Annotated in this window: 15 protein-coding genes and 1 pseudogene; 8 read left to right on the plus strand and 8 right to left on the minus strand. The window is 72.2% G+C overall.

Annotation, left to right across the window (positions count from 1 at the left end; all coding sequences use genetic code 11):
* Nucleotides 1-38: 38 nt before the first annotated feature.
* Together HTZ77_RS07040 and HTZ77_RS45880 are read right to left on the minus strand one after the other, a co-directional pair.
* Nucleotides 39-1001 (minus strand): annotated as a pseudogene (locus HTZ77_RS07040) (RNA-guided endonuclease InsQ/TnpB family protein); the annotation flags it as partial.
* An 18-nt stretch (nt 1002-1019) separates the two neighbouring features.
* Entirely contained in the window at nt 1020-1169 is a 150-nt protein-coding gene (locus HTZ77_RS45880; RefSeq protein ID WP_328808464.1) for a helix-turn-helix domain-containing protein, read from the minus strand.
* A gap of 296 nt (nt 1170-1465) precedes the next feature.
* On the opposite strand from HTZ77_RS45880, the gene HTZ77_RS07045 reads away from it, so the two are divergent.
* The 4 genes from HTZ77_RS07045 to HTZ77_RS07060 all read left to right on the plus strand — a co-directional run bounded on the left by HTZ77_RS07045 (nt 1466) and on the right by HTZ77_RS07060 (nt 5043).
* A complete protein-coding gene (locus tag HTZ77_RS07045) occupies nt 1466-1627 on the plus strand; it encodes a hypothetical protein (protein WP_175588658.1) in 162 nt (53 codons plus the stop codon).
* Nucleotides 1628-1688: 61 nt separating this feature from the next.
* Nucleotides 1689-3050, plus strand: coding sequence for a glutamine synthetase family protein (locus HTZ77_RS07050; protein ID WP_175588659.1), 1362 nt, complete (start codon nt 1689-1691; stop codon nt 3048-3050).
* Nucleotides 3051-3155: 105 nt separating this feature from the next.
* Complete coding sequence (locus HTZ77_RS48080) at nt 3156-3911, plus strand: IclR family transcriptional regulator (RefSeq protein WP_175588660.1); 756 nt, start codon at nt 3156-3158, stop codon at nt 3909-3911.
* 256 nt (nt 3912-4167) lie between these two features.
* Entirely contained in the window at nt 4168-5043 is an 876-nt protein-coding gene (locus tag HTZ77_RS07060) for an SMP-30/gluconolactonase/LRE family protein (RefSeq protein WP_175588661.1), read from the plus strand.
* An 89-nt stretch (nt 5044-5132) separates the two neighbouring features.
* On the opposite strand, the gene HTZ77_RS07065 is transcribed toward HTZ77_RS07060, so the two are convergent.
* Together HTZ77_RS07065 and HTZ77_RS07070 are read right to left on the minus strand one after the other, a co-directional pair.
* Nucleotides 5133-6068, minus strand: a complete 936-nt coding sequence (locus tag HTZ77_RS07065) for a zinc-binding dehydrogenase (RefSeq protein ID WP_175588662.1) — start codon at nt 6066-6068, stop codon at nt 5133-5135.
* Complete coding sequence (locus HTZ77_RS07070; protein ID WP_205302280.1) at nt 6065-6856, minus strand: fumarylacetoacetate hydrolase family protein; 792 nt, start codon at nt 6854-6856, stop codon at nt 6065-6067. The genes HTZ77_RS07065 and HTZ77_RS07070 overlap by 4 nt, the downstream gene beginning before the upstream one ends.
* A gap of 364 nt (nt 6857-7220) precedes the next feature.
* Here HTZ77_RS07070 and HTZ77_RS07075 point away from each other — a divergent pair, with 364 nt between their 5' ends.
* Both HTZ77_RS07075 and HTZ77_RS07080 read left to right on the plus strand, forming a co-directional pair.
* Nucleotides 7221-8318 (plus strand): alanine racemase, encoded by a 1098-nt coding sequence (locus HTZ77_RS07075; protein WP_175588664.1) that lies wholly within the window; start codon nt 7221-7223, stop codon nt 8316-8318.
* Nucleotides 8319-8361: 43 nt separating this feature from the next.
* The gene (locus tag HTZ77_RS07080) at nt 8362-9126 is read left to right on the plus strand and encodes an SDR family NAD(P)-dependent oxidoreductase (protein WP_175588665.1); all 765 of its coding nucleotides are present in this window, start codon (nt 8362-8364) and stop codon (nt 9124-9126) included.
* Nucleotides 9127-9161: 35 nt separating this feature from the next.
* Here HTZ77_RS07080 and HTZ77_RS07085 read toward each other — a convergent pair whose 3' ends face one another.
* From HTZ77_RS07085 to melA, 4 genes are read right to left on the minus strand one after another with little or no spacing between them, the layout of a single operon-like run.
* Nucleotides 9162-9980 (minus strand): carbohydrate ABC transporter permease, encoded by an 819-nt coding sequence (locus HTZ77_RS07085; protein WP_175588666.1) that lies wholly within the window; start codon nt 9978-9980, stop codon nt 9162-9164.
* On the minus strand, nt 9977-10906 hold the full coding sequence (locus tag HTZ77_RS07090; RefSeq protein ID WP_175588667.1) for a carbohydrate ABC transporter permease: 930 nt from the start codon (nt 10904-10906) through the stop codon (nt 9977-9979). Before HTZ77_RS07090 ends, HTZ77_RS07085 begins: the two co-directional genes overlap by 4 nt.
* On the minus strand, nt 10903-12198 hold the full coding sequence (locus HTZ77_RS07095; RefSeq protein ID WP_175588668.1) for an ABC transporter substrate-binding protein: 1296 nt from the start codon (nt 12196-12198) through the stop codon (nt 10903-10905). Before HTZ77_RS07095 ends, HTZ77_RS07090 begins: the two co-directional genes overlap by 4 nt.
* Nucleotides 12195-13484, minus strand: coding sequence for an alpha-glucosidase/alpha-galactosidase (gene melA / locus HTZ77_RS07100; protein WP_175588669.1), 1290 nt, complete (start codon nt 13482-13484; stop codon nt 12195-12197). Before melA ends, HTZ77_RS07095 begins: the two co-directional genes overlap by 4 nt.
* Nucleotides 13485-13888: 404 nt before the next feature.
* Between melA and HTZ77_RS07105 the strand changes: the two genes are divergently transcribed.
* Together HTZ77_RS07105 and HTZ77_RS07110 are read left to right on the plus strand one after the other, a co-directional pair.
* Nucleotides 13889-15298, plus strand: a complete 1410-nt coding sequence (locus HTZ77_RS07105) for an FAD-binding oxidoreductase (protein ID WP_175588670.1) — start codon at nt 13889-13891, stop codon at nt 15296-15298.
* Complete coding sequence (locus tag HTZ77_RS07110; RefSeq protein ID WP_175588671.1) at nt 15295-16359, plus strand: (Fe-S)-binding protein; 1065 nt, start codon at nt 15295-15297, stop codon at nt 16357-16359. The genes HTZ77_RS07105 and HTZ77_RS07110 overlap by 4 nt, the downstream gene beginning before the upstream one ends.
* Nucleotides 16360-16373 lie beyond the last annotated feature (14 nt).

Here is a 16373-nt window from a genome sequence, read left to right on the forward strand (position 1 = left end):
GCGGCCTCACGAAGGGCAAGCCCTGCCCTGAGAATGTTCTTGGCCGCGTTGACGTCGGCGTGCGCGCCATGCCCGCACGCCACGCACTGGAACTCGGCCTGGGTGAGGCGGTTGTCCTTCCCACAGTGCCCGCATCGCGAGCAGGTGCGGGAGGTGTTGCGGGGATCGACTGCGATCAGCTCACGACCGGCGCTTTCAGCCTTGTTCGCGAGGATCGTCAGGAACACCGCCCAACCCGCGTCCAGGATGCTGCGGTTCAGCCCGGCCTTCTGAGCGACGTTCCGGCCGGGATGCTCGATCGTGCCGGACGCCGAGCGGGTCATACCGATGATCCGCAGGTCCTCATGCGCGATCACGTCGTAGGCGCGCACCAGCGCGAGCGCGGCCTTGTGCGCGCCGTCCAGGCGTTGTCGCCGCACTCTGGCGTGCAGCGCGGCCACGCGGGCGACGGCCTTGCGGCGCCGCGTGGAACCGCGTTCCTTGCGGGCGAGATCGCGTTGCGCCGCCGCGAGCCGGTCGGCGCAGGCGGCCAGGTGACGCTGGTTGTCAAGGTGTACGCCGTCGCTGGTGGTGGCCAGCGATGCGACACCCATGTCGATCCCGGCCACGACGCCTGTCGCGGGCAGCGGCTCGGTGGGCACGTCATCGCACGACAGCACGACGAACCACCGGGCGCCTTCCCGCTTCACGCTGATCATCTTGACCGTGCCGGACACGCGCCGGTGACGATGGACCCGCACATGCCCGATGCCGAGCAGGTAGACGCGCGTCACTGGCTCGTGCGGTTGGGAGTCCCAGGTCGCGCCGTTCTTGACGGCGGGCCACTGCACGGTGTCGAACCGGCCCCGGCCCTTGAAACGCGGGTACCCGGCCTTCCGCCCGGCCCTCACTCTGCGGAAGAACGCGGCGAACGCCTTGTCCAGCCGGCGGAGGGTCTGCTGCTGGGAGCCTGCCGACCAGCGGCCCTGCCCGCCGGGGTCGGCCTTGCGGATCTCCTTCAGCTCCGCCGACTGCTCGCCCTAGCCGATCGTGACACCGGCCTGGCCATAGGCGGTGCGGCGATGCTCCAGCGCGGCGTTGTACAGCTGACGGTGGTCTTCCAGGCACTGCGTGAGCGCGAGGGCCTGCTTGCTGGTGGGACGCAGCAGGAACTTGAACGACCTGCGCACACCCGCTCCTCACACTCAGCAATCAGACGACCACGATATCGATCGATAGCGGTCCGGCATCGGCAAAGCAGGGAAGACATCCATGATGCGCGAACCTGGCAGGTCAGGGCTCGCTCAGGCCTTGGCGGCCCTCCCGCCCTCCATCCCTCGCCAGTTGAACCGCCGGCCTCCGCGGGAGATTCTGATGGCGTGAGAAGGAAGCCCCCCGGTTAGGATCAAGAACATCTTCATAGAAGATGCCAGTGATCGCCCAGATCCGGGTATATACGGCTGGGAATGGACTGCAGGAGGCCCCCATGCAGGTCAAGAAGGTAGCCACGTACGTGCTCGTGGCCTTTGTGATCTTCTACCTGTTCACCCGGCCGGCCCAGGCCGCGTCCGCGGTCAACGGCGTGTTCGACGGAATCGTCCATGGAGCCAATCAGTTGGCCGTCTTCTTTACCAATGTTCTAGCGTGAGCTGGCCTCCTGTCTGCGTCAGACGCTTCCCCGTACCCGCGGAACGTGTTACGCAGACAGGATGAGAGATCGCCTCACCGCCTCCAAGATCAACCAACCTGATCCCCACGTGCGGCGCATCCTGGAGCGGGCCGAGCTCGAAGGAGTCGAGCTCATCCGCTTCCTGTACGCCGACCACGGAGGCGTGATCCGCGGCAAGGCGGCGTCCCGGTCGCGGCTGGCCGAGCGCCTCACCACGGGGATCGGGCACACGGTGGCCATGATGGCGATGAACATGCTCGACCAGTTGCAGGACGTCGAGCACATGGGTCCGGTGGGCGAGGTGCGCATCGTCCCGGACCCCGCGACGTACGTCCCGCTCCCGTACGCACCGGGCGCCGCCGCGATGCTCTCGGATCTGCGGCGGCAGGACGGCACCCCCTGGGACGCCTGCTCGCGCACCTTCCTCAAGGACGCGATCGCGGCCCTGGCCGCCGAGGGCTACACGCTGATGGCGGCCTTCGAGCCGGAGTTCACGCTGGGACGCCGCCTGCCCGACCCGGCGGGCGGGCCCGACCGGATCGTGCCGATCGACGACACCCTCTGCTACGCGGGCACCGGATTCGACACGGCCCACGATTACGCGATCAAGCTCATCCGGGCGCTGGAGACGCAGGGGCTCCGGGTCGAGCACTACCATCCCGAGCTGGGACCGGGCCAGCAGGAGCTGTCCATCCGGCACGCCACCGCCCTGCGGGCCGCCGACAACCACGTCCTGTACCGCGAGACCGTGCGCGGCGTCGCGATGCGCATGGCGATGTGGGCCACGCTGGCCCCCAAGCCGCTTTCCGGCGAGGCGGGCAACGGCGCGCACCTGCACCTGTCGCTGTGGCGCGACTCGCGCAACGTCTTCGCCGACGGAGGCGAGGAGCTGGAGTGCTTCGTCGGCGGGCTGCTCGCCCACCTGCCCGCCCTGACCGCGCTCACCTGCGGCACGGTCAACTCCTTCCGCCGCCTGGCGCCACGCTCGTGGGCCAGTGCGTACGCCGTCCACGGGCCCGACAACCGGGAGGCGGCAGTACGGATCTGCTCGCCCCTGGGCGAGAGCGGCGAGCCCAACCTGGAGCTCAAGCCGTCCGACTCCTCGGCCAACCCGTACCTGTCGCTCGGCGCGGTCATCCACGCCGGTCTCGACGGGCTGCGCCGCAAGCTCGACCCGGGCGAGTCGGTCGACGTGGACCCCGACACCCGGCCGGGACGCTACCGGCGGCTGCCGGCTTCCCTGGACGAGGCGCTCGACGCGCTGGAGGCCGACGAGATGCTCATGGAGGCGCTCGGCCCGCTGCGGCGCGACGCCTATCTGGCGGTCAAACGCTCGGAGGCGGCGGCGTTCGGGGCCATGGACGAGGCGTACGAGCTGTTCCACCACATGAAGGTCTTCTGACCCCCGCCCCGGCGGGCCGTGATCTACGGTGGCGTCATTCCGCGCAACGCGATAGCATTCCATGATTCGGAAAACTCCGGCCACCGGGCCGTCCGAGGAGGAACCGTGAGCGGTACGCAGTCGCCGGTGACCAGCGTCGATCGCGCTCTGCTGATCCTGCAGGAGATCGGCAGGCACAGCAGAGGCATGACCATCGACGAGTTGTCGACCCGGCTGGGGCTGCCCAAGAGCTCGCTGCACCGCCTGCTGGGCGCGCTCAAGCACCGCGGGTTCGCCGCGCAGCCCGATCCCGGCGGGCCGTACTTCCTCGGCACGGAGATGCTCGCGACCGCGTTCCGCTTCTACGAGACCATGGACGTCCGCGCCGTGATCCACCGGCTGCTGCTGCGCCTGAGCGAGGAGTTCGCCGAGACGGTGCACATGGCCACGCTCGACGGCGCCGAGGTCGTCTACCTCGACAAGGTCGAGACGATGCGGGCGATCACGATGACGTCGGTGGTGGGCGGGCGCAACGCCGCGCACGCCACCGGCGTCGGCAAGGCGTTGCTGGCCTGGACCTACCCCACCGACGAGGCGATCAAGGCGTGGGCCGAGCGCCACGCGCCGCTCGCCGCGCCCACCCGGTCCACCATCACCAACCCGGCGAAGCTGGCCGCCCACATGGCGCTGATCCGCGAGCGCGGCTACGCGCTCGACCTGGAGGAGAACGAGCCCAGCGTGCGCTGCGTGGCCGCCCCGGTGTTCATGGGCAAGCCCACGCCCGTGGCCGCGGTGAGCGTGACGGCGCTGAAGGACCGCATGCCGCCGGCCCGCATGGAGGAGATCGGCACGGCCCTGACCAAGGCCATCGCCGAGTTCTGACGGGTTCCGACCTCGGCCCGCGCGCGGCCGCCGCCGGGTTCCGGCCCCGGCCCGCGCGCACCCGCCGCCAGGTTCCGGCCCCGGCCCGCGCACGGCCGCCGCCGGGTTCCGATCCCCCTGCCTGCGGCTGAGCTGCCGCGCCCTCCCGTCCATACCCGTCTCCGCTCTGCATGGAAGATCGTTCTGTATCACGGAATGAGGTCCGGATGACTGCCCTGAAGTGTCCCCGCCACGCCGCCCGCTACCGGAGGGTCCGATGACCAGGGTCTCCGAGCCCGAGATCGTCGCGGTGCCGCCGGCGCGGCTCGGCGAGGGCCCGCGCTGGGACGAGCGCACCGGCACGCTGCTGTGGGTGGACATCCCGCGGGGCCTGGTGCGCCGCCTGGACCCGTCCGACGGCTCGCACGCGGTGATCGGCGTGGGGCAGCCCGTCGGGGTGGCGGTCCCGCGGGCCGCCGGCGGCCTGGCGCTGGCCGTGCGCGACGGCTTCGCGCTGCTGGACGAGCCTGCCTGGGACGGAGCGGCGGCGGACGGCCTGAAGGTGGTGGCGCCGGTGACCGCCGCCGAGCGGCCCGGCAACCGCATGAACGACGGGGCCTGCGACCGGGTGGGCCGCTTCTTCGCCGGCACCAAGGCCGAGGACGACACCCCCGGCGCCGGAGCGCTGTACCGGCTCGGCCCCGACCGCCGCGCGGAGCGGGTGCTCGACGGGGTCGGCATCTCCAACGGCATCGCCTGGAGCCCGGACGAGCGGCTGTGCTACTACGTGGACACCCTCACCCGCCGGGTGGACGTCTTCGACTACGACCCCGCCGTCGGGCGGCTCGCGGGGCGGCGCACGTTCGCCGAGATCACCCGCGGCATGCCCGACGGCATCACCGTGGACGCGCGGGGTCACGTGTGGGTCGCGCTGTGGGACGGCGGCGCGGTGCTGCGCCTGCGCCCGGACGGGCGGCTGGACCTGACGGTCGAGATCCCCGTGCGCAACGTCACGAGCTGCGCCTTCGGCGGCCCCGGCCTCACCGACCTGTACGTGACGACCGCCTGGGACGGCACGGCGGGCGGCGAGCTGCTGCGCTGCCGCACCTCCGTCGAGGGCGGCCCGGCCAACCCCTACCGCGACGCCGCCTGACCTCCGCCCGGCGCCCTTCCCCCGGCGCCGGGCGGGCACACGAGCGCGCCCGCCACGCGGACGACACGCGTGGAGGAGGGCTGCCGCGGTCAGGGGGCGAGTAACGCCTTGACCGGGGTGGCGCGGCCGTTCATGAGAGCGGTGAACACCTCCGCCCCCTCCTCCAGCGGAAAGGTGTCCACCCAGCTCAGGTCCCACCGCCCGACGAGGTCCACGGCGGCGGCGAAGTCGGCGTCGCGGTAGGCGAAGGACCCGAGCACCCGCTTCTCGCCCCGGACCAGGGCGGCCGCGTCGAACGCGGCGTCGCTGTCGGCCAGGCCGAGCCAGACCGCCGCTCCGCCGGGCCGCAGGAGGGCCAGCGACTGCTCGTGGGTGACGGCGGCCCCCACCGCGTCGAAGATCACGTCGTACTCGCCCGACAGCCGGGAGACTGCCGCGTCGGCGCCGAGCCGGGAGGCGGCGGCCAGGCGCTCCTCGGAGCGGTCGGCCACCTCGACCCGGGCGGCGCCGCCCGACCTGGCGACCAGCAGGCAGGCCAGGCCGATGGCGCCGGCCCCGATCACGCCCACCCGGGCGCCCGCCGGGGCGCCGGCCAGCTCCCAGGCGTGCACGGCGTTGGCCGCGGGCTCCACGACTCCGGCGGCCGTCCAGCCGAGCGAGTCGGGCACCGGGACGAGGGCCCCGGCGGGCACGGCGACCCGCTCGGCGAACGCGCCGGGCGTGTGGACGCCCACGATGCGCCGCTCCCGGCACACGTTGCGCAGGCCGGCGGCGCACAGGTCGCAGCGCCCGCACGACAGGATCGGGTTGGCGACCACCCGGCGCCCGTCGTCGGTGCTGCCGGCGAACTCGTGGCCCATGACCAGCGGCGGCACGCGGAAGCCCGGGGTGCGCACGCCGTGCAGCTCGCTGCCGCAGATGCCGGAGGCGGCCACGTGGACGAGCACCTCGCCGGGGCCGGGCTCCGGCTCGGGCACGTCGCGCAGCTCGACGACGCCCGGCGCGGTGAACACCACCGCCCTCATCGGGTGCCGTCCACGACGGGGTTGCGCAGCTCGCCGATGCCCTCCACGCTGACCTCGACCACGTCGCCGGGGCTCAGGGAGCGCGGCGGGTCCATGAACGCGCCGCAGCCCCATGGGGTGCCGGTGAGCACGACGTCCCCGGGTTCGAGGGTGAAGGAGGCCGAGCAGAACGACAGCAGCTCGGCGACGCCGAAGAGCATCTCCGCGGTGCTGGAGTCCTGCACGGTCTCGCCGTTGACCACGGTGCGCAGGCGCAGCGCCTGCGGGTCGCCCAGCTCGTCGGGGGTCACGACGACGGGCCCGAGGGGGCAGAAGGTGTCGAGGCTCTTGCCCCGCGTCCACTGGCCGTCGGAGAACTGCAGGTCGCGGGCCGAGACGTCGTTGGCCACGGTGTAGCCGGCGACTCCGGCCAGCGCCTCGGCGGGACCGGCGTGCCGCAGGGGCGTGCCGACGACGACGGCCAGCTCCACCTCCCAGTCGACGCTGCCGGTCAGCCCGGAGTCGATGACGACGGCCTCGCCGGGGCCGATCACGCTGGAGGGGAACTTGGCGAACATCAGCGGGCGCGCGGGCTTGTCCATCCCGGTCTCGCGGATGTGGTCGAGGTAGTTGAGGCCGATGGCGACGATCTTGCCCGGCCGCAGCGGCGCCACCGGCACCGCGCCGGGCAGCGGCCCGACGGCGCCGGCGGCCGCGCGCCGCGTCTCCTCGGGGCCCTGCGCGAGCAGCGCCTCCAGGGTGACGCCCGCCGGGATGTCCAGGGCATGCCAGAGCCCGTCCCTCTCCACGGCGGGGAGCCTGGCTCCGTCCCCGACGCGGACCGTTCCTAGCCTCATATCTGCCTACTTCCTCATGTTATTCCGTATGATGGAACGCTATTCTGAATCGCTGTCAGGACATCATCCGCGCTCGCGACCTGTCAAGGGGAACCCCGTCCTCTCAGGCGGGAACGCCACCCTGGAGGGGGCGCCCGGCGCACCCTCGCCCGCCCCGCGAAGGACGCCAAGCCTGGCCCCGCAGGGCCCCGGACGACCCGCCCGGAGCCACCGAAAGTGGCCTCTGCCACAATGTTCCGCCTAACAGAACGCTGGACCATGAAGCGGAACCAGTGCTAGCTTCGTGCCGTATCCGCCGTGCGGCCGAGAGGACACCATGTATCCCGAGCTCGACACCCCGGCACTCCTCATCGACCTGGGCGCGGTCCGCGCCAACGTGGCCGAGATGGCGAAGGTGGCCGCCACGCACGGCGTGGCGCTGCGCCCCCACATCAAGACCCACAAGATGCCGGAGCTGGCCCTCATGCAGATCGAGGCCGGGGCGCGCGGCATCACGTGCGCCAAGCTCGGCGAGGCCGAGATCATGGCCGACGCCGGGATCGACGACATCCTGCTCGCCTTCCCGGTCTGGGGAGAGCCCAAGCTGCGGCGCCTGGAGGCCCTGCGCGAGCGCGCCACCGTGCGCGTCAGCCTCGACTCCCCCGAGATCGCCGCCGGCCTGGGCCGGCTCGGCCTGCGCACCGGCTCGCCCGTCGAGGTGCTGGTGGAGGTCGACACCGGCCAGCACCGGCTGGGCCGCCCGCCCGGACGCCCCACCGCCGACCTGGTCGCCGAGATCGCGGCGATCCCCGGCGTCGAGGTCGTCGGGCTGCTCACCCTGGCCGGCCACGCCTACCACGCGCGCACGCCCGCCGAGTTGGCCGAGGTCTCCCGCCGCGAGGGCACCGACCTGGTCGCCACCGCCGAGCTGTGCGCCCGCGACGGCATCGGGCTGCGCGAGATCAGCGTCGGCAGCACCCCCACCGCCCGGCACGTCGCCGGGGTCGCCGGGGTGACCGAGATCCGGCCCGGCACCTACATCTTCAACGACACCGCCATGATGCGCCTGGGCGTCGCCACCGAGGACAGCGCGGCCTCGCGCGTGCTGGCCACCGTCATCGCCCGCCCCTCGCCCGACCGCGTCGTGCTGGACGCCGGCACCAAGTGCCTCACCTCCGACAACGCGGGCTCGCCCGGCTGGATCCGGGCCGCCGGCATCCCGTGGCTGCGCATGGACTTCCTCAACGAGGAGCACGCCGTCGCCCGGCTCGACCCGGAGCACGCCCGCGAGGGCGAGCTGCCGGTCGGCACCCGGGTACAGCTCATCCCGGGGCACGCCTGCACCGTCACGAACCTGTTCGACGTGGCGTGCGGTGTCGAGGACGGCCGGGTCGTCACCGAACTGCGCGTCGCCGCCCGCGGCGCCGTGCGCTGAGCGCCGAGCAGGCGAAAGGCACAGAGCAGGAGAAGGGATCGTCATGCGTGGACTTACGGGCAAGAGGGTGCTGGTCAGCGGGGGCAGCAGCGGCATCGGCGCCGCCACCGCCCGGCGCTTCCTCGAGGAGGGCTCCCGCGTCGTGATCGGCGGGCTGGACCCCGACGAGGTGGAGCGCGCCGTGGCGGAGCTGGCGCCGCTGGGCGAGGTGAGCGGCCTGGCCGGAGACGTCAGCTCCGAGAGCGACGCGACCGGCCTGGTCGACGGCGCCGCCACCGCGCTCGGCGGGCTGGACGTGCTGGTCAACAACGCCGGCACCGCCTGGCGCGAGCCGTTCCTGGAGATCACGCCGGAGCACTGGGACCGGATCATGGCGGTCAACCTGCGCGGCATGTTCCTCGTCGCCCAGGCGGCCGCGCGGCTGCTGGTGGCGCAGGGCGGCGGCGGGGTGATCCTCAACATGTCCTCCACGAACGGGATCGGCGGGGAGGGCGACTACGCCCACTACAACGCCTCCAAGGCCGGCGTGCTGCTGCTGACCAGGACGATGGCGGTCGAGCTGGGAGGGCACGGCATCCGGGTCAACGCGCTGTGCCCCGGCTACATCCGCACCCCGCTCAACTCCGCCATCGCGGCGGGGCTGGAGGGCGGCTTCGTCTCGGCGTACGAGCGCGACCACATCCCGCTCGGCCGGGCGGGCCTGGCCGAGGAGGTCGCCGCCGGCTACGCGTTCCTCGCCTCCGACGACGCGGCGTTCGTGCACGGGACCGAGCTCGTCATCGACGGCGGCCAGCTCGCCGTCATGTGAGCCCGTGCGGGCGGTCCGGCCGCCCGCACGGGACCTCATCCCTTGACCGCGCCGGTCAGCGCCTGGATGAAGCGGCGCTGGCCGAACAGGAAGACGCCGAGCACCGGCAGCGTGGTGAGCACCGTCCCGGCCATGACCGCGGGCCAGTCGGCGCGGTGCTGGCCCTGGAACGTGGTCAGCCCCACCTGCACGGTGTACTTCGCCTCCGAGTTGATGACGACCAGCGGCCAGAACAGGTCGTTCCAGGCCGTGATGAAGGTGATGACGGCCAGCGCGGCCAGGGCCGGCTTGGCCACCGGCAGCACCACCCGGAAGAACACGGCGAAACGCGAGCAGCCGTCGATGCGGCCGGCCTCCTCCAGCTCCTTGGGGAACGACTGGAAGAACGACGTCATCAGGTAGATGCCCACCGCCGAGCTGAGCTGGGGCACGATCAGCGCGCCCAGCGTGTCGGTGAGCCCGACCTTGTTGAAGATGAGGAACGTCGGGATGACGGTGAGCTGGAACGGGATCAGCGCCGTGGCGATGACCAGGACGAGCACGAGCCGCGAGCCGACGAACCTGATGCGGGCGAAGGCGTAGCCGGCCATGCCGCACAGCACCACCTGGGCCACCACGATGGCCCCGGAGACGAGGACGCTGTTGAGGAACCAGCGCGGGAAGTTCGACCCCTCCAGCACCCTCTGGTAGCCGCCCAGGTCGACGGCGTCGGGCCAGATCGGCGGCGGGAACCGGTTGAGCTCCGCCTGGGTCATCAGCGAGCTGAGCACCATCCACACGAACGGCAGCACGGTGACGAGCGACATGGGCGCCAGCACCAGGTGCCAGCCGCTGGGAAGCCTGCGCCGTCTCATCGCATCGCTCCCCTGCGCCGGGCGAGCAGCAGGCCGGCCACGATCAGCACGAGCGTGCCGGCGAACAGCACGTACGCCACGGCCGCGCCGTACCCGGCGGTGAAGTAGGTGAAGGCGAGCTGCCAGACGTAGTAGACGATGGTCACCGTCGCGTTGGCCGGGCCGCCCTTCGTGGTCGTCATGACCAGGTCGAAGAACTGCAGCACGTCGATCATCCCCCAGACCGCCAGGAAGACCGTCATGTGCCGCACCGACGGCACGATGACGTGCCGGAAGGTCGCCCACCGTCCGGCGCCGTCGATGGCGGCGGCCTCCACGACCTCCTTGCTGATCTCCTGGAGCGCCGCCAGGTAGATCACCACCGAGAACCCGAACCGCGTCCAGAAGAAGATCACGGTCAGCACGAGCATGGCCTGCGACGGGCTGCTCAACAGCCCCTGGGCGGGCAGGCCCAGCTTGACCAGCATGCCGTTGAACAGGCCGAAGTCGCGGTCGAAGATGTAGCCCATGAGCAGGCCGGCCGCGGTGGCCGAGGCGACGTACGGCACGAGGAAGCAGGTGCGGTAGAAGCCGATGCCGCGCACCTTGCGGTTGAGCAGCACCGCCACGGCCAGCCCCGCGACCAGCGACGCCGGCAGGTACAGGAACAGCAGCAGCGCGGTGTTGCGCAGCGCCTGGTGGAAGACCGGGTCGGCGACCAGCGCCCGGTAGTTCTCCAGCCCCACGTCGCGGCCCGGCGACATGAGGTCGGAGTCCGTGAACGACAGGGCGAGCGCCCACGCCATCGGGACCAGCGAGAAGCCGAGGATGATCAGCGTGGCGGGCCCGGCGAAGGTCCACCCGGTGATGTTGTCGGCCAGTTTGCGCCGGTCGGGTGGCGCGGTGTGGCGGGAGGCGCGGCTCAGCGCCGTCGCGGTGCTCGTCACGAGCCCGGCACGGCGAGCGCCGCGTCCGTCTTGGCGGCCGCCTCGTCCAGCGCCGACTTGGCGTCGGCCCGGCCGAGCAGGGTCCGGGCGATGGCGTCGGCGACGAACGAGGAGATCCGCGGGTACGACGTGGTCGGCGGGCGCACGCGCTTGGCGTTGGCCAGGTTGCCGGAGATGACGTCGATGCCGGGGTACTTCTTCAGGTAGTCGTCGTAGCCGGGCTGCTCCGAGATCGACGCCCGGATCGGCAGGGAGCCGGTGTCCTTCATCCACTGCAGCTGCTGCTCGGGCGCGGTGAGCCAGGTGAGGAACGTCGCCGACGCCTTGACCCGCCGCTCGTCGTGCTCGAAGACCGTCCAGGTGTCGGGGCCGGAGATGGTCTCGTGGTTGCCCGCGGTGCCCGGGAGCTGGACCACGCCGTAGTCCACCCCGGCCGCCTGCAGGTCGGGCAGCACCCACGGGCCGGACAGGAAGAACGCGAGCCGTCCCGACTCGAACAGCTTCTGGCCCTTCTCGGCCGGGCTGGAGTCGAGGTAGACGGACTTGTCGTCCACCGCCATCGAGCGCAGCAGGTCGAGCGAGCGCCGCCCGGCCTCGGAGTTGAAGGCCGCCTTCTTGTTGTCGGCCGTGAGGATCTCGCCGCCGGACTGCCACACCAGCGGCCACAGGCCCCACACCGCCTCCTCGCCGCCGCTGATCGGCCACGTGGTGCCGAAGACCCCGGCCCGGGCGTCGGTGGCCCGCTTGGACATGGCGCGGAAGTCGTCCCACGTCCAGTCCTTCGACGGCGGCTTGAGGCCCGCCTTGGCCAGCAGCTTCTTGTTGTAGAGGACGACCATGTTGTCGACCACCGCGGGGAAGCCGATGATCTTGCCGCCGACGGTGACCGTCGCGCGCTCGCTGGCCCAGAAGTCCTCCCACTTCACCGCCGGGTCCTTGATGTACGGGGTGAGGTCGGCGGTCTTGGGGTTGCGCGCGATGTTGGGCGCCCACGAGCCGTACAGGTAGGCGATGTCGGGGTGGGCGTCCGAGGTGAGCGCCGCGGTGATCTTGGGCAGCATGCCGTCGGCCGTGACGCCGCCGGAGGTGATCTGCACCTTGACGTCCGTGTGCGTCTGGTTGAACGTGGCGACGAGCCGCTCGATGGACTTGGCGGAGGTGTCCTCCTGGCCGTGCCACATGAGGATCTCCACGGGCCCGCCGGCCCTCTGCTCCGTCCCGTCGCCGCCGCACGCGGTCAGCAGGGCGGGCAGGAGCAGGGCGGCGGCCGCGGCGGTCACTGCGCGTCTCATCGGATCCCCTCGGGAAGCAGGTCGCCGTGAGCGGCGATCATCTCGTCCACCATGTCGTGGATCTGCTGGAGCGTGAGCGTGGCGGAGGTGTTGGGGTCGAGCATGGCCGCGTGGTAGACGTGGTCGCGGCGGCCTTCGAGGGCGGCGCGCACGGTCAGCTCTCCGACGTTGAGGAACGTCTGGTTGAGCGCGGCGAGCTGGGGCGGCAGGTCGCCGATCCGGGTGGGGCGCACGCCGGCCCGGTCCACGACACAGGGCACCTCGACGCAGGCGGCGTCGGGCAGGTTGCCGATCAGGCCGCCGTTGCGGACGTTGCCGTGGACGATCCTGCGGGTGCCCGTCTCGATCGAGTGGATGACCTCGGAGGCCAGCTCCATGGCGGGCTCGATCTCCACGCCCTCGCCCGCGGCCAGCCGCCGGCGCGTCTCCTCGAAGGTGTCGACGTTCTCCTGCGACCACCGCAGGTAGATCTCGACGGGGATGCGCAGGCGCTCCACCTCGGCGTCGTGGTGCAGGAACCAGGGCAGGTACTCCGAGCCGTGCTCGCTGGACTCGGTGGGGAAGTGCCCCAGCCGGCGGTACATCTCCACCCGCACGGTGCGGCGCAGCTCGGGGTCGTTCGCGATGACCTCGTCCAGCACCGGGTAGAGGTTCTCGCCGCCGCGCTCGAAGGTCAGCACGAACGCCTGGTGGTTGACCCCCGCGGTGATGAACGAGACCTCCTCCTCCGGCACGCCGACGAGGGAGGCCAGGCGGGCCTGGGTGTCGCGCACCGAGTGGCACAGGCCCACGACCCGGTCGAACGAGCTGCCCTCGTAGACGGCCCGCGGGATCATCGACATCGGGTTGGTGTAGCTGAGCAGCAGCGCGTGCGGGGCGAGCTCGGCCAGGTCCTCGCCGAGGCCCACCATGACGGGGATGGTGCGCAGGGCGCGGAAGATGCCGCCGATGCCGAGGGTGTCGCCGATCGTCTGGCGCAGGCCGTGGCGGCGGGGGATCTCGAAGTCGCGGACGGTGGCGGCGTGGCCGCCGACGGCGATCTCGTTGATCACGTAGTCGGCGCCCTCCACGGCGGCGCGCCGGTCGAGATGGGCCTCCACCTTGGCGCCGAGGCCGAGCGCGCCCACCATCCAGATGGCCATGGCCTCGGCCGTGGCCAGCCGGTCGGCGTCGATGTCATGCAGGACGAGGGTGGACTCCCCCAGTTCTGGAAATGTCAGGATGTCCGAGAGGACATTCTTGGTGAATTCGACGCTGCCGGCGCCGATGAACACGATGCGTGCCATGGGGCTGTTCCCTTGCGGAGCACGGCGGGCCCGAGGGCCCGCTGAAGTGGCGAGTATAGCCTTCTGTCTGTTTTGTTGATGATCATTCCGTTCAACGGAACGCCGATCAGGAGAGGAGGTGCGCCACCCCGGGCTCTTCGCTCTTCCCTCGCGGTCCCGTCCGCGGCGATCTCGCTGGTGACGCGCGGCCCGGGCGCGGTGGCCGGGCGTCCCGGCGGAGTCGTCCTTCCCACATGGCGCCTATTCCGTATCGCAGAATGCAGTTCTGAATTGGGAATAGGACACCACCCCGGCATGCGACTGTCAACCCTCCGGGTCGCTGACCGCACGAAACCGCATGATGATCGGCATTCCATACAATGGAACACTAGACCGCTATACAGAATGCTGTTAGTTTGCGGTACATGCCCGTGAAGACCACCGCGACCGGGGAGCCGCTGGACGCCGCCACGCTGCGCGAGCTGCGCGCGATCGTCGGCGCCGAGCACGTACGGCACGCCGACGGCGACGTGACCCCCTACGCCCGGGACGCCACTCCCCTGTTCCGCGCCCGGCCCGGCGCCGTCGTCCACCCGGCCTCCACCGAGGAGGTCGCGGCCGTGCTCCGCCTGGCCGGCGCGCGGGGCATCCCCGTCGTCCCCCGCGGCGCCGGCTCCAACCTGTGCTCGGCCACCGTCCCCCTGGAGGGCGGCATCGTGCTGGTCCTGACCCGGCTCGACCGCATCCTGGAGATCAGCGCGGAGGAACTGCTCGCCGTGTCGCAGCCCGGCGTCACCTCCGCCGCGCTCGCCGACGCCGCCGCGGCCCACGGCCTGCTCTACGCGCCCGACCCCGGCAGCAGGAGCGTGGCCACGATCGGCGGCACCGTCGCCACCTGCGCCGGCGGGCTGCGCGGCCTCAAGTACGGCGTCACCCGCAACTACGTGCTGGGCCTGGAGGCGGTGCTGGGCACCGGCGAGGTCATCCGCACCGGCGGCCGGCTCTGGAAGGACGTCGCCGGCTACGACCTCACCCGGCTGCTCACCGGCTCCGAGGGCACCCTCGGCGTGATCACCGAGGTCACGCTGGCGCTGCTGCCCGCCCCCGGGACCGCCGGCAACGGCCTGGCCTACTTCCCCACCCTGGCCGACGCCGGACGCGCCGTGACCCGCGTCATCGCCGCCGGCATCGTCCCGGCCACCCTGGAGTTCCTCGACGCCCGCTGCGTCGACGCGGTCGAGCAGCACGCCCGGCTCGGGCTCCGGCGCGACGCCGGAGCGCTGCTCATCTTCGGCGACGACGGCGAGCCCGCGGCCGTCGCCCAGCGGCTCGACCGCATGGCGGAGCTGTGCCGGGACACCGGCGCGATCGAGGTGTCCGTGGCCGGCCACGCCGCCGAGTCGGAGGCCCTGCTGGCCGCGCGCCGCTGCACGCTGCCCGCGCTGTCCCGGCTCGGCTCGATCACCATCCTGGAGGACGTCGGCGTGCCCCGTCCCCGCATCGCCGAGATGGTCGGCCACATCGACGACATCGCCGGGCGGCACGAGGTCACGATCGCCACGTTCGGGCACGCCGGCGACGGCAACCTGCACCCGACGTGCGTCATCGACAAGGGCGACGACGAGGCGGCCGAGCGCGCGCACCTCGCCTTCGGCGAGATCTTCCGGACCGCGATGCGGCTCGGCGGCACCATCACCGGGGAGCACGGCGTCGGCGCCGCCAAGCTCCCCTACCTCACCGAGCGGCTCGGCGCCGCCCAGATCGACCTGCAACGCCGGATCAAGGCCGCCTTCGACCCGGCGGGCATCCTCAATCCCGGAAAGGCCGGCTCATGACCGGTTTCACCCCCGACCTGCTCAACCGCTGCATCGCCTGCGGCTTCTGCCTGCCGGCCTGCCCCACGTACGCGCTGACCAAGGACGAGACGTCCTCGCCGCGCGGCCGCATCGACCTCATGCGCGCCCTGGACGAGGGCATCCTGCCCGCCGACGACCCGCGGGTGCGGGAGGAGGCGGCCTTCTGCCTCGGCTGCCGGGCGTGCGAGACGGTCTGCCCGGCCGGCGTGCAGTACGGGGACCTGCTGGAGGAGTGGCGCGACCAACAGTGGCAGGGCACCGGCCGGCCGCTGGTCGCCCGGCTGCTGATGATCCTGGTCGACGCCCGCTGGCGGGTACGGCTGCTGGGGCTGCTGCGCCGTCACGCCCGCACCCGCGGCGGGCCGCAGGGCCCGTCCCTGATGCTGGGCTGCTTCGAACGCGCCCTGTTCCCCAAGGTCAGCCGGGCGGCCCGGCGGCTGTTCCCCGAGCTGGCCGCCCCGGCGGCGCAGGGCTGCTGCGGCGCCCTGCACGCCCACAACGGCGACTCGGCCCGGGGCCGCCGGATGGCCGAGGAGCTGGGCCGGCGGCTGCCGGGAACGATCGTGACCACCTCCGGCGGCTGCGCGGCCCACCTGTCGTCCGTCCTCGGCCGCGACCGGGTCAAGGAGCTGTCGCAGTACGCGTACGAGCGCGACACCCCCGGCGGGGACCCGGCCGAAACCGCCGGGCGGCCGCGCATCGCCCTCCAGGACTCCTGCCACCTGCGCAACGGCCTGGACGTCTGGCGCGAGCCGCGGGCGATGCTGGAGCGGGTCGGCACGTACGTGGAACTGCCGTCGGCCGGGACCTGCTGCGGCGCGGCCGGCACCTACGCCCTGGTCAGGCCCCGCGACAGCCGGCGGGTCCTGGACGCCAAGCTGGACGAGATCGAGGCGGCCGGGGTCGACTACGTCGCCGTCGTCAACCCCGGCTGCTACCGCCAGCTCGACCAGGGCCTGCGGCGCAGGAAGTCACGGGTGCGCGCCGTGCACCTCGCGGAGCTGCTGGCCGGCGAGCGTCCGCGTCGCCGCGCACAGTGACTCCCCGCCGTGGT

The sequence above is a fragment of the Nonomuraea montanisoli genome (genome assembly GCF_013363975.1).
GTDB lineage: Bacteria > Actinomycetota > Actinomycetes > Streptosporangiales > Streptosporangiaceae > Nonomuraea > Nonomuraea montanisoli.